The organism is Mycobacterium sp. (genome assembly GCF_035499775.1).
In the GTDB taxonomy this organism is placed as follows: Bacteria; Actinomycetota; Actinomycetes; order Mycobacteriales; family Mycobacteriaceae; genus Mycobacterium.
On the sequence record NZ_DATJYB010000183.1, the window covers coordinates 1 to 11,322 of the forward strand.

An 11,322-nucleotide genomic window follows, 5' to 3' on the forward strand; every position below is an offset into this window, starting at 1 on the left:
CCACTGCTGCCTCCCGTAGGAGTCTGGGCCGTATCTCAGTCCCAGTGTGGCCGGACACCCTCTCAGGCCGGCTACCCGTCGTCGCCTTGGTAGGCCATCACCCCACCAACAAGCTGATAGGCCGCGGGCCCATCCCACACCGCAAAAGCTTTCCACCAAAAGGCATGCGCCTTGAGGTCCTATCCGGTATTAGACCCAGTTTCCCAGGCTTATCCCGATGTGCAGGGCAGATTACCCACGTGTTACTCACCCGTTCGCCACTCGAGTACCCCGAAGGGCCTTTCCGTTCGACTTGCATGTGTTAAGCACGCCGCCAGCGTTCGTCCTGAGCCAGGATCAAACTCTCCAAACAAAAACTCCTCGACAAGCGAGGTGAATTTAAAATCAGAGATACCTGACAAGACGCCAATTAACTGGCATCAAAAAACGACCATACCCACACACGGGGGGTGCAAATATGGTCAAAAAACAACAACAAAAAATGAAAACCACCAAACACACTATTGAGTTCTCAAACAACACACTCGCTTTTTCTGCCCGGCTCGGGGCAACCCTGCCAGCTTAATACAAATCCGGCAGAGGCGTCAAGCCCCGGTTTTTCGGCCGTCCCTGTGCGGGTGACCGCGCCTGTCGGGCGATGTCTAAGAGTACACCCGCTCGATCTCCGCTCCCAAACTCGCCAGATTCTCTACGAAGAGCGGATAACCGCGGTCGATGTGGAAGACGTCGTGGACCTCGGTGTCGCCGTCGGCGACCAGGCCCGCGAGCACCAAACCGGCGCCGGCCCGGATGTCCGAACACCACACGGGCGCGCTGGAGAGTTGCGGAAGACCCCGGACGACGGCGTGATGCCCGTCGGTGCGGGCGTCGGCGCCGAGCCGGATCATCTCTTCGACGAATCGGAACCGTGCCTCGAACACGTTCTCCGTGATCATCGACGTGCCGTCGGCGATCGACGCCAGCGCGATCGCCATCGGCTGCAGATCGGTGGGAAATCCGGGAAACGGCAACGTCGCGACGTTGACGGCCTTGGGCCGCTCGTACTGGGCTATCCGGAAACTGTCATCCGTCTGGGTGACGGTGGCACCCGCGTCGTGCAACTTGTGCAGCACGACCTGAAGATGCCCGGGATCGACGCCCGTCACCGTGATGTCACCGCGGGTGATGGCGGCTGCGATGCCCCAGGTGGCGGCCACGATGCGGTCGCCGATCACCCGGTGCTCGGTCGGATACATCCGCGGGACGCCGGTGATCGTCATCGTGGGCGAACCCGCGCCTTCGACCTGCGCACCCATCTGGTTCAACATCGTGCACAGGTCGACGACGTCGGGTTCCCGCGCGGCGTTGTGAATCGTGGTGACACCCTCTGCCAGCACGGCGGCCATCAGAATGTTCTCGGTGGCCCCCACCGAGGGAAACTCCAACTGAATCTCCGCGCCGCGCAACGTTTCTGCTTGAGCCACCACGCAACCGTGCTCGATGTTGCAGTGCGCGCCCAGCTGCCGCAGGCCCGCCTGGTGCATATCCAGCGGCCGCGATCCGATCGCATCACCGCCCGGCAGCGCAACCTTGGCCCGCTTGCACCGGCCGACCAGTGGTCCGAGCACACAGACCGACGCCCGGAACTGCCGTACCGCGGCGAAATCGGCGTCGTACTTGGGCTCGTCGGGCGAGGTGATTCGGGCGACGTCGCCGTCGAGTTCGACGGTGGCGCCCAGGCCGCGCAGCACCTCCGCCATCAGCGGGACGTCGAGGATGTCGGGACAGTTGGTGATGGTGCTGGTGCCCTCGGCCAACAATGTCGCGGCCATGAGCTTGAGCACGCTGTTCTTGGCCCCCCCGACGGCGACTCGGCCGGACAACCGGTCACCACCGGTCACCACGAAACGCTCAGCCACCCGCGTCAGTCTAGTGAAGCGGTATCGGCTTGTCAGTCAGCCGAGACGCTCAACCCGGTACCGTTTTGGTCATGGCAGTACATCTGACCCGCATCTATACGCGAACCGGCGACGACGGAACCACCGGATTGAGCGATTTCTCACGGGTCTCGAAAAACGACGCCCGGCTGGTGGCGTATGCGGATTGCGACGAGGCCAACTCCGCGATCGGCGTGGCAATCGCGCTGGGAAACCCCGATCCGGAGATCACGGACGTGCTGCGCCAGATCCAGAACGATCTGTTCGACGCCGGCGCGGACCTGTCGACACCTGTCGTGGCGAGTCCCGAGCACCCGCCGCTACGAATCAGCCAGCCCTATATCGACCGGCTGGAGGTCTGGTGCGACGGGTACAACGAAGCCTTGCCGGCGCTGAATTCCTTTGTGCTGCCTGGCGGTTCGCCGTTGTCGGCGCTACTGCACGTGGCGCGCACTGTGGTACGCCGGGCGGAGCGGTCGGCATGGGCCGCGCTCGATGCGCACCCGGACGGTGTCAGCGTACTGCCGGCGAAATATCTGAACCGGCTGTCGGACCTGCTCTTCATCCTGTCGCGACTGGCCAACGGGGGCGAGGACGTGCTGTGGCGACCGGGTGGCGGCGCCCACAGCGCGGGCTAGCCCGAACGTTTAGATCCCTTGCCGTGAAACATAATCGATCGATTCCCCCGGCGACAGTCATCCCGGTGCTGGTATATCCCGACGTGCGAGCCGCAGTGGACTGGCTCACCGCGGCATTCGGGTTCGCCGAGCGAGTCCGAATTGGCGAAAGTCACCGAGCGCAAATGAGTATCGGGGCCGACGGCGCGATGATCGTCGCCGATGTCCACGGCGATCAGCAGGCGCCGACGGCCGATGTCGTGACACATGTCATCAAGGTTCGGGTCGAAGACGTCGACACGCAGTTCGAGCGCGCCCGGGCGGCCGGCGCCAAAGTGCTGGAGCCGCCGATCGATCAGGAGTACGGCGAGCGCGAGTGCACCCTGGAAGACCTCGCCGGCCATCGCTGGCAATTCAGCCAAACACTGCGCGATGTCAGCCCCGAAGAATACGGATGCGAGACCGTCAAGCCCTGGTATTGAGGGCGAGACAACTCGCGTCACACACTGCGACGGCGGGCGCGCGGGGAAGGACGCGACTCCAGCCACGATAGGAACGCCGTCAATGCGCCCTGGTCGAACGCGAGCTCATAACCCGATCGGCGGTCCTGGGTCGTGTCACGCAGTTCCAGCACGACGATTGCATCGGTCATGATGTCGTACTCGTCGCCGCGCGGACCGCGCCTGGCGATGATCTCCACGCCTCGCCGGCTGAGCCGACGGTCCGGCCACAACCGCAGACTGGACAAGCGATAGAACGCGGCTTCGCCGCCGCGGTACCGGATTACGCCGTGACGCCAGCCGTGGCCCCCGACCGCCGGGATGTCGCGCATGATCCCTGCCGTGCCGCCCCGACGCAGCTTCCACAGCCGATAACTCAGCGCGAGGACAGCCACTCCCAACACGACGACGAGCGCGGCCATGCCGACCATGGGCGCGCTCATCGGCGGCTAGTCGAGCGCGCCGACAGCGCGCAATCTTGCGCGACCCCTGGCGGCGATCTTCGGATCGTCGGACTCGGAGTCCTGCTTGGCGGCGCTTTCGTCGATCTCCGACTCGAACTCCGCAGACTCGGCGAGAATGCTGACGCCTTCCTCGGTCACCGACATGAAGCCGCCGTCCACGGCGACCCGCAGGTCGGCTTCATCTTCCCGCTCGACGCGCACCATGGCGTCATCGACCAGCTGGGCCACCAAGGGGATGTGGCGAGGCAGAATGCCGATCTCACCGACGGTGGTGCGGGTGAAGACGAACGTTGCCTCGCCCGACCAGATCTTGCGGTCGACCGCGACGATCTCAACCTTCAATTCGGCCATGCCACACCACCTTTCGAGTCAGACGGGCCGTTACAGCTTGGCACCGAGGCTCTCGGCCTTGTTGGCCAAGTCTTCGAGCCCACCGATCAAGAAGAAGGCCTGCTCGGGTACGTGGTCGAATTCGCCCTTGCACAAGCGGTCGAACGCCTCGATGGTCTCCTTCACCGGAACCGTCGAACCGGGCTGGCCGGTGAACTGTTCGGCCGCCATCATGTTCTGGCTGAGGAAGCGCTCAATGCGCCGGGCCCGGTTTACCAATTGCTTGTCCTCTTCCGACAGCTCGTCGATACCGAGGATGGCAATGATGTCCTGAAGGTCCTTGTAGCGCTGCAGGATCCGGATGACCTCCTGGGCCACGCGGTAGTGCTCGTCACCGACGACGCCGGGGTCCAGGATCGTCGAGCTCGAGGCCAGCGGGTCCACGGCGGGGAAGATGCCTTTGGAGAACACCGAACGCGACAGCTCGGTCGTGGCGTCCAGGTGCGCGAACGTCGTCGCCGGCGCCGGGTCGGTGTAGTCGTCAGCCGGCACGTAGACCGCTTGCATCGAGGTGATCGAGCGGCCACGCGTCGACGTGATGCGCTCCTGCAGCTCACCCATCTCGTCGGCCAGCGTCGGCTGGTAGCCCACCGCGGACGGCATACGGCCGAGCAGCGTCGACACCTCCGAGCCGGCCTGCGTGAACCGGAAGATGTTGTCGATGAACAACAACACGTCCTGGCCCGCCTCGTCCCGGAACCACTCCGCCATCGTCAGCGCGGACAGCGCCACTCGCATACGGGTGCCGGGCGGCTCGTCCATCTGACCGAACACCAGCGCGGTGTCCTTGAGGACGTTGGCTTCTGTGAGCTCGACCCACAGGTCGTTGCCCTCGCGGGTGCGCTCCCCCACGCCGGCGAACACCGAAGTACCACCGAAGTTGCGGGCGATGCGGTTGATCATCTCCTGGATGAGCACCGTCTTGCCCACTCCGGCGCCGCCGAACAGGGCGATCTTGCCGCCACGCACGTACGGGGTAAGCAGGTCGACGACCTTCAGGCCGGTCTCTAGCATCTCGGTGCGGGGCTCGAGGTCTTCGAACGCCGGCGGCTTGCGGTGAATCGACCAGTGCTCGAAGTCTTCTCCGTATCCGGGCTTGTCCAGGCACTTCCCGAGCGCGTTGAAGACGTAGCCCTTAACACCCTCACCGACCGGCACCGAAATCGACGCACCCGTGTCGATCACCTCGACACCGCGCACCAGCCCGTCGGTGGGCTGCATCGAGACGGTGCGCACCAAGTTGTCGCCGAGGTGCTGAGCGACCTCCAGCGTCAGGGTCTTGGCCATCACCTCAAAAGTGATCTCCGCGTGCAGGGCGTTGAACAACTCCGGAACGGAGCCCCGCGGAAACTCGACGTCAACGACGGGGCCGGTGATTCGCACTACGCGGCCACTGGTGTCAGAGTTGGCCTTTTCGGCAGTAGCACTCATATCTTCTTCGCTTCCTCGTGGGGCTACTTGGCTGCGTCGGCGAGCGCGTTTGCGCCACCGACGATCTCGCTAATTTCCTGGGTGATCTGGGCTTGCCGCTCGCGGTTGGCCTCCAGCGTCAGGGCCTTGATCAGATCGTCGGCGTTGTCGGTGGCCGACTTCATCGCACGTTGGCGCGAGGCCAGTTCCGAGGCCGCGGATTCGAGCAGGGCCGCGTACACGCGCGTGGTCAGATACCGCGGCAGCAGCGCCTCGAACAGCGTCGTCGCATCCGGCTCGAACGAGTACAGCGTGTGCAGAGTCGGCTCTTCCTCTACGTATTCCACGACCATTGGGGCGATCCGGTGAGCCACCGGGTTCTGCGACATCATCGACTTGAATTCGGTGTAGACGATATGCAGTTCGTCCACACTCTGGCCCTCGTCCGATCGCTCCTCACCGTCACCGGTGCCCAGCATGAACGCGTCCACCAGCGTCGAGGCAACCTCGGCGGCGTTCTCATACTTGGGTTGCTCCGAGAAACCCGTCCACGCCTCGGTGATGTCCCAGTTGCGGAACTTGTAGTAGTTCTGGGCTTTACGGCCCACCGTGTACAGCACCGGAGTCCTGCCCTCCTCGCGCAACAAGGAGAACAGTTCCTCGGAGCGACGGAAGATGCCGGCGTTGTACCCGCCGCACAATCCGCGGTCGGAGGACACCACCAGAACGCCCGCCCGCTTCGGCTCGGAGCGCTCGACCAGCAAGGGGTGGTCCAGCGCGGCGTTGGTGGCCAGGGTGGTGAGCATGCTGGTGATCTCGAAGGCATAGGGCCGCGCGGATTCCAGTCGGGCCTGCGCCTTACCGATACGCGATGTCGCGATCAGCTCTTGGGCTTTGGTGATCTTCTTGATCGAGCCCGCCGAGCGGATGCGTCCGCGTAGTTCGCGAAGTGTGGCGGCCATCGGCTTTTATTTCTTCTCTTTCTTCTTCTTCTTTTCTTCCGGCGCAGGCTTCTTGACCTTCACCGATTCCTTGGCCAGGTCCTCTTCGTCCATGGCCTCGACGTGCTCATCGGGCACCACCGATCCGCCGCCGGTGGCCGCGAACCCCTTCTTGAAGTGGTTGATGATGTCGGTGAGCTTCTGTTCTTCTTCCTCGCCGAGCTTCTGAGTCGTGCGGATGCCTTCGAGGAACGCTTCCTCGGAAGCCCGCATGTGGTCCAGGAGTTCGGCTTCGAAGCGCTTCACGTCCTCCACCGGCACCGAGTCCAGGTGACCACCGGTGCCGAGGAAAATCGAAACCACTTGCTCCTCAACTGGCATCGGTTGGTATTGCGGTTGCTTGAGCAGTTCGACCAGCCGCTCACCGCGGTCCAACTGAGCCTTCGAGGTGGCGTCCAAGTCAGAAGCGAAGGCGGCGAACGCTTCCAGTTCGCGGTACTGCGACAGGTCCAGGCGGAGACTGCCTGCCACCTCCTTCATTGCCTTGATCTGTGCGGCGCCACCGACTCGGGACACCGACACACCGACGTTGATGGCCGGGCGTACACCCTGGTTGAACAGGTCGGTCTCCAAGAAGCACTGACCGTCGGTGATCGAGATGACGTTGGTCGGGATGTAGGCCGAGATGTCGTTGGCCTTGGTCTCGATGATCGGCAGGCCGGTCAGCGACCCACCTCCGAGGTCTTCGGACAGTTTGGCGCAGCGCTCGAGCAGCCGCGAGTGCAGGTAGAACACGTCGCCGGGGTACGCCTCACGACCGGGCGGACGACGCAGCAGCAGCGAGATGGCACGGTATGCCTCGGCCTGCTTGGTCAGGTCGTCGAAGACGATCAGCACATGCTTGCCGCCGTACATCCAGTGCTGCGCGATCGCCGAACCGGTATACGGCGCAAGCCATTTGAAGCCGGCCGCGTCTGAGGCCGGGGCCGCCACGATGGTGGTGTAATCCATCGCGCCGCCCTCATCCAGCGCGCGGCGGACAGCAGCGATCGTGGTGCCCTTCTGCCCGATGGCCACGTATACGCAGCGCACCTGCTTCTTCTCGTCGCCGGACTCCCAGTTCTGGCGCTGGTTGAGGATGGTGTCGACACAGACCGCCGTCTTTCCGGTCTTGCGGTCGCCGATGATCAGCTGGCGCTGACCGCGCCCGATCGGGGTCATCGCGTCGATGGCCTTGATGCCGGTCTGCAGGGGCTCCTTCACCCCTTGCCGCTGCACCACCGACGGCGCCTGGAGCTCCAGAGCGCGCCGCTCGTCGGTGTCGATATCTCCGCCCCCGTCGATCGGCTGGCCGAGCGGGTTGACCACCCGTCCCAAAAACGCGTCCCCGACGGGTACCGACAAGACATCGCCGGTGCGTTTGACCTGCTGGCCTTGTTCGATCTTTTCGAAGTCGCCGAGGATCACGGCGCCGACGCTGTGCTCGTCGAGGTTGAGCGCGACGCCGAGCACTCCGCCCGGGAACTCGAGAAGTTCCTGGGTCATCACGGAGGGCAGACCTGCTACGTGCGCAATGCCGTCCCCGGCATCGACGACCGTGCCGACCTCTTCGCGGGAGGTGTCGGAGATGAAGGAGCTCACGTACTCCTGGACGGCGCTCTGAATGTCATCAGCGGAGATTGTCAAGTCGGCCATGGCTTTTCGTCTTCCTACTTCGGTTTGTGCTGACTAGTTCGTGTTCCAGTCGGGCTTTAATCAGGCAGTCTTTAATCAGGCAGTTGAGCCTCGGCCGCGGTCAGACGAGACGAGAGCGTACCGTCAATCACCTCGTCAGCCACGGAAATCATGAGGCCGCCCAGCAATTCGGGATCGATCTGCAGTTGTGCCGACACCGGATGGCCATAAATACGGCGCAGTACTTGCGTGAGACGAGTGCGCTGGGCAGCGCTGAGGTCTGCCGCCGCACCTACTTCCGCGACGACTTCGCCGCGGCGCGCCACCGCCACCTGCGTCAAAAACTGCACGGCCTCTTCAGCCGGCTGGCCTCGCAGCAGGTCGACGGTCTGCGACAGCAGCGAATTTGTAATCCTGTTAGCCCGTCCACTAGCGCTGCTCAGAACATTGCGAAGCAACCTGACTCGGCCTTCGGCCGGACTCGTGTGATCTCCCAACAGGATGGCAAGTCGTGGCTGCGCATCGAGAATGCGCGAAAACCGGAACAACTGCTCTTCGACTTCGTCGACACGATCCTCGCGTTCGGCGACCTCCAACAGCGCTTGGCGCGAGAGGTGTTCGATGGCATCGATCAGATCAGAGTTGGCAGACCACCGCTCCGAAACAGCGGCCCGCAATACGTCGAGCGTGGGATCACCGACTTTGCCCGACAGCAACCGTTCCATCAGTGTGACCCTGGGCGCGGCATCTTCGGCGGGCATTGTTAGGTACCGGGTGACGTCGATCTCTTGGTTCAGTAGTTTGGCCACCGACACCAGCTCACCGGCGAGCTTCTCCAGTCCTGGGCTGTCCAGGTTCTTGGCGATGGTGTCGAACCGATCCACCAGTTCGCCCAATGCCAGCCGGCTGGCGGAGCGCATCTTCGCCATCAGCGGGTACCGAACCTCGACCGCCTCCGGTGCCATCGCTTCGAGCTCGTCCAGGAAGCGATCGACGGTGGCCGACTGCTGTGCCGGGTCGGCGACGTAGTTACGCACCAATTCCTCTGCCTGGCGGACAGATTCGTGGCCGAGCTCCAGGCGCAGCTGACGCGTCAGCTGGGTGCGCAGCAGCTCGACCTGCCGGGCACCCTGTGCTGTGATCCGCTCCGCCTCGACCCTGGATTGGGCCTGCAGCTGTTCGGCAATGCGTACGGCGTCGGTCTTGGCCTCTTCGACGACCCGCTTGGCCTCCTCTTTGGCGGCTTCCACGGCCTTACTGTGCGCCGTGGTCGACTCCGTCAGCCGCTCGGCGGCCGCAGCAGAGTCTTTCAATTGCTGACGCACTGTGTCCTGACGCGCCTTCATCAAACGGCGTACCGGCGGCACCGCGTAACGCACCACGATGAACACGATGATCGCGAACCCAAGCAGCTGTGAGAGAAAAGTCTCCATGTGTGGCTACCTCGTCGCGGCTGTTGGGGAGACGTCGACGCCGAGGATTCGGCTGGCCAGCGTCGCCGACATGGCCGCGACGTTGGCGCGCAGATCCAGTTCCACGGAGTCCCTCTCCCGCTTCAGTTGGTCGTTGGCCGACGCTAACGTCGCTGCCACCTGCTGCTCGGCGCTGGCTCGCGCGTCGTCGACGACCTTGCGGCCCTCGGCACGGGCATTGTCGCGCAACGACGACGCTTCGACTCGAGCTTCCTTCATCGCCTCTTCGAAATCGGCCTCGGCGGCGGCGAACTGCTCGGCCGATTTCTTGTTGTCGGCGGCCGTCTTGGCGACCATGGCGTCGCGTTCGCGCAACACCTTCATGATCGGCGGCACCACGAAGATGCCGATGACGGCAAGCACGATCAGGAAGATGGCCAGTTCAAAGAAGAAGGTGGCGTCAGGAATAAGGAAGTTGTTGCCGCCGCCTCCCTCGGGCTTGTCGGCCAGAACGAGAGCGCTCGTGTCACCCATCACTGCGAGCTACTACGTGGCGAGCGGATTGACGAAGACGAACACCGCCATGAACGCGAGGTTGATGAAGTAGGCCGCCTCGACCAGACCGACGGTGATGAAGAACGGAGTGAATAGCCGTCCTTGCGCCTCGGGCTGCCGGGCGATACCGGAGACCAGGGCGTTACCCGCGATACCGTCACCGATACCGGCGCCGATCGCGCCGCCGGCCATGATCAGGCCACCGCCGATGTAGGCGCCCATACCGATCAGAGCTGGATCTCCCGCCATTTCCTTATCCTCCTTGATAACTGGTAGCGCTCTACCAGGCTTCTGTGGTCGTGCGTAGGTTATTAGTGTTCGTCTTCCAATTCCATCGCTTGACTGAAATACAGGACCGTCAGGATCGAGAAGATGAAGGCCTGAATCGCCCCGACGAACAGGTCGAACGATTTCCAAATCGCGTTGGGCGCCCACATAATCCACCACGGGATGAGCGCCGCGATGATGGACACCAGAATTCCACCCGCAAAGATGTTGCCAAAGAGTCGAAGCGACAACGAGATCGGCTTGGCGAGCTCTTCGACTATGTTGATCGGCGCCATGAACGCCACATGACCCTTGAGTAGCTTGACCGGGTACCCGACGATGCCACGGCGCCAGATACCCGCCGCGTGATAGCCGACGAACACGAACAGCGCCAGCGCGAGCACATAGTTGATATCCCCCGCCGCCGGCGTCAGCAACTCGACTGCCTGCCCGTCGTGCTTGTATTGCAACGGAAGGACGGACAGCCAGTTGGAGATCAGGATGAAGGCGAAGATCGTGACGGCCAACGGCAGCACGAACGGCGCGATCCGCATGCCGATGGCACTTTCGATCTGATCGCGCATCTGGATGGTGATCGCCTCCCAGAACAGCTGCACCCCACTTGGGACGCCCGTCGAGGTGATCTTGGCGCGCAGGAAGAAGGCCAGCGCAATCACGATTGCTGCGGCGATCGCGGTCGAAAGTATCGTGTCGGCGTTAACGTCCAGACCTAACCAGGTGGCTCTCCGGTGCTGGCCGACCTCGATTTGGCCTCCAGCCAGAATCGTCTCAATCATCGCCGGTAGTCCTCCCTTCGGTCCCTTCCGAAGACGCCATCGACTGCTCCGCCCGCAGCTTCTTCAAGACCGGCATCGAGACCGCGAACACCAGCAGCACCTGGAACAGCGCCAGCCCCAACACCACGCCCACTCCGTCGCGCCGGAAAACGGCCACGATGGTAAGCGCCACCACGGTGATGATCGCCAGCCGCGACGCCGAGTTGAGCGCCATAGCCTTTTTCAGCGGATGTTCTTGCGCCGTGATCGCCCCGACCGAACGCCGCACCAGAAGGGCGTTGAGCAAACCCAACAGCAGGCCGACACCGAAGAACACCCCGAACATGAGTCGGCCGCCCAGACCGGCGAGCAATGTCGCCCCAGCAGTCAACACAAGGCT

The 11,322-nt window shown here is 63.4% G+C and carries 13 protein-coding genes and 1 rRNA gene; 2 read left to right on the forward strand and 12 right to left on the reverse strand.

Annotation, left to right across the window (positions count from 1 at the left end; translation table 11 throughout):
• Positions 1-352 (reverse strand): 16S ribosomal RNA (locus VML93_RS12360); the annotation flags it as partial.
• Positions 353-641: 289 nt separating this feature from the next.
• Positions 642-1,898: a UDP-N-acetylglucosamine 1-carboxyvinyltransferase gene (murA, locus tag VML93_RS12365; protein WP_325610933.1), complete on the reverse strand. Its 1,257-nt coding sequence runs from the start codon at positions 1,896-1,898 to the stop codon at positions 642-644.
• A 71-nt stretch (positions 1,899-1,969) separates the two neighbouring features.
• Here murA and VML93_RS12370 point away from each other — a divergent pair, with 71 nt between their 5' ends.
• Both VML93_RS12370 and VML93_RS12375 read left to right on the forward strand, forming a co-directional pair.
• Positions 1,970-2,554 carry a cob(I)yrinic acid a,c-diamide adenosyltransferase gene (locus VML93_RS12370; protein ID WP_325610935.1) on the forward strand — a complete coding sequence of 195 codons (585 nt, stop codon included), beginning with the start codon at positions 1,970-1,972 and terminating at the stop codon, positions 2,552-2,554.
• A 65-nt stretch (positions 2,555-2,619) separates the two neighbouring features.
• Complete coding sequence (locus VML93_RS12375) at positions 2,620-3,015, forward strand: VOC family protein (protein ID WP_325610937.1); 396 nt, start codon at positions 2,620-2,622, stop codon at positions 3,013-3,015.
• Positions 3,016-3,032: 17 nt separating this feature from the next.
• Here VML93_RS12375 and VML93_RS12380 read toward each other — a convergent pair whose 3' ends face one another.
• From VML93_RS12380 to VML93_RS12425, 10 genes are all read right to left on the reverse strand, one after another.
• Positions 3,033-3,476, reverse strand: a complete 444-nt coding sequence (locus VML93_RS12380) for a DUF2550 domain-containing protein (protein ID WP_325610939.1) — start codon at positions 3,474-3,476, stop codon at positions 3,033-3,035.
• Positions 3,477-3,482: 6 nt separating this feature from the next.
• On the reverse strand, positions 3,483-3,848 hold the full coding sequence (locus tag VML93_RS12385) for a F0F1 ATP synthase subunit epsilon (protein ID WP_325610941.1): 366 nt from the start codon (positions 3,846-3,848) through the stop codon (positions 3,483-3,485).
• Between the two features lie 30 nt (positions 3,849-3,878).
• Positions 3,879-5,318, reverse strand: a complete 1,440-nt coding sequence (gene atpD / locus VML93_RS12390; protein WP_325610943.1) for a F0F1 ATP synthase subunit beta — start codon at positions 5,316-5,318, stop codon at positions 3,879-3,881.
• A gap of 23 nt (positions 5,319-5,341) precedes the next feature.
• Positions 5,342-6,259 (reverse strand): F0F1 ATP synthase subunit gamma, encoded by a 918-nt coding sequence (locus VML93_RS12395; protein ID WP_325610945.1) that lies wholly within the window; start codon positions 6,257-6,259, stop codon positions 5,342-5,344.
• Between the two features lie 6 nt (positions 6,260-6,265).
• Positions 6,266-7,933 (reverse strand): F0F1 ATP synthase subunit alpha, encoded by a 1,668-nt coding sequence (gene atpA / locus VML93_RS12400; protein WP_325610946.1) that lies wholly within the window; start codon positions 7,931-7,933, stop codon positions 6,266-6,268.
• A 71-nt stretch (positions 7,934-8,004) separates the two neighbouring features.
• On the reverse strand, positions 8,005-9,345 hold the full coding sequence (locus tag VML93_RS12405; protein ID WP_325610948.1) for a F0F1 ATP synthase subunit B/delta: 1,341 nt from the start codon (positions 9,343-9,345) through the stop codon (positions 8,005-8,007).
• A gap of 6 nt (positions 9,346-9,351) precedes the next feature.
• Positions 9,352-9,858 (reverse strand): F0F1 ATP synthase subunit B, encoded by a 507-nt coding sequence (locus VML93_RS12410; RefSeq protein ID WP_325610949.1) that lies wholly within the window; start codon positions 9,856-9,858, stop codon positions 9,352-9,354.
• A gap of 12 nt (positions 9,859-9,870) precedes the next feature.
• Positions 9,871-10,128, reverse strand: a complete 258-nt coding sequence (locus VML93_RS12415; protein ID WP_414686344.1) for a F0F1 ATP synthase subunit C — start codon at positions 10,126-10,128, stop codon at positions 9,871-9,873.
• Between the two features lie 62 nt (positions 10,129-10,190).
• Positions 10,191-10,943 carry a F0F1 ATP synthase subunit A gene (atpB, locus tag VML93_RS12420; RefSeq protein WP_325610950.1) on the reverse strand — a complete coding sequence of 251 codons (753 nt, stop codon included), beginning with the start codon at positions 10,941-10,943 and terminating at the stop codon, positions 10,191-10,193.
• A partial coding sequence (locus VML93_RS12425; RefSeq protein ID WP_325610952.1) for an ATP synthase subunit I occupies positions 10,936-11,322 on the reverse strand: 387 nt, incomplete at its 5' end. The genes VML93_RS12425 and atpB, both read right to left, overlap by 8 nt.

Coding starts and splice junctions, on each gene's coding strand:
- VML93_RS12405 (WP_325610948.1), bottom strand. CDS start 9,345: ATGGAGACTTTTCTCTCACAGCTGCTTGGGTTCGCGATCATCGTGTTC.
- VML93_RS12380 (WP_325610939.1), bottom strand. CDS start 3,476: ATGAGCGCGCCCATGGTCGGCATGGCCGCGCTCGTCGTCGTGTTGGGA.
- VML93_RS12410 (WP_325610949.1), bottom strand. CDS start 9,858: ATGGGTGACACGAGCGCTCTCGTTCTGGCCGACAAGCCCGAGGGAGGC.
- VML93_RS12415 (WP_414686344.1), bottom strand. CDS start 10,128: ATGGCGGGAGATCCAGCTCTGATCGGTATGGGCGCCTACATCGGCGGT.
- VML93_RS12395 (WP_325610945.1), bottom strand. CDS start 6,259: ATGGCCGCCACACTTCGCGAACTACGCGGACGCATCCGCTCGGCGGGC.
- atpB (WP_325610950.1), bottom strand. CDS start 10,943: ATGATTGAGACGATTCTGGCTGGAGGCCAAATCGAGGTCGGCCAGCAC.
- VML93_RS12385 (WP_325610941.1), bottom strand. CDS start 3,848: ATGGCCGAATTGAAGGTTGAGATCGTCGCGGTCGACCGCAAGATCTGG.
- atpA (WP_325610946.1), bottom strand. CDS start 7,933: ATGGCCGACTTGACAATCTCCGCTGATGACATTCAGAGCGCCGTCCAG.
- VML93_RS12370 (WP_325610935.1), top strand. CDS start 1,970: ATGGCAGTACATCTGACCCGCATCTATACGCGAACCGGCGACGACGGA.
- atpD (WP_325610943.1), bottom strand. CDS start 5,318: ATGAGTGCTACTGCCGAAAAGGCCAACTCTGACACCAGTGGCCGCGTA.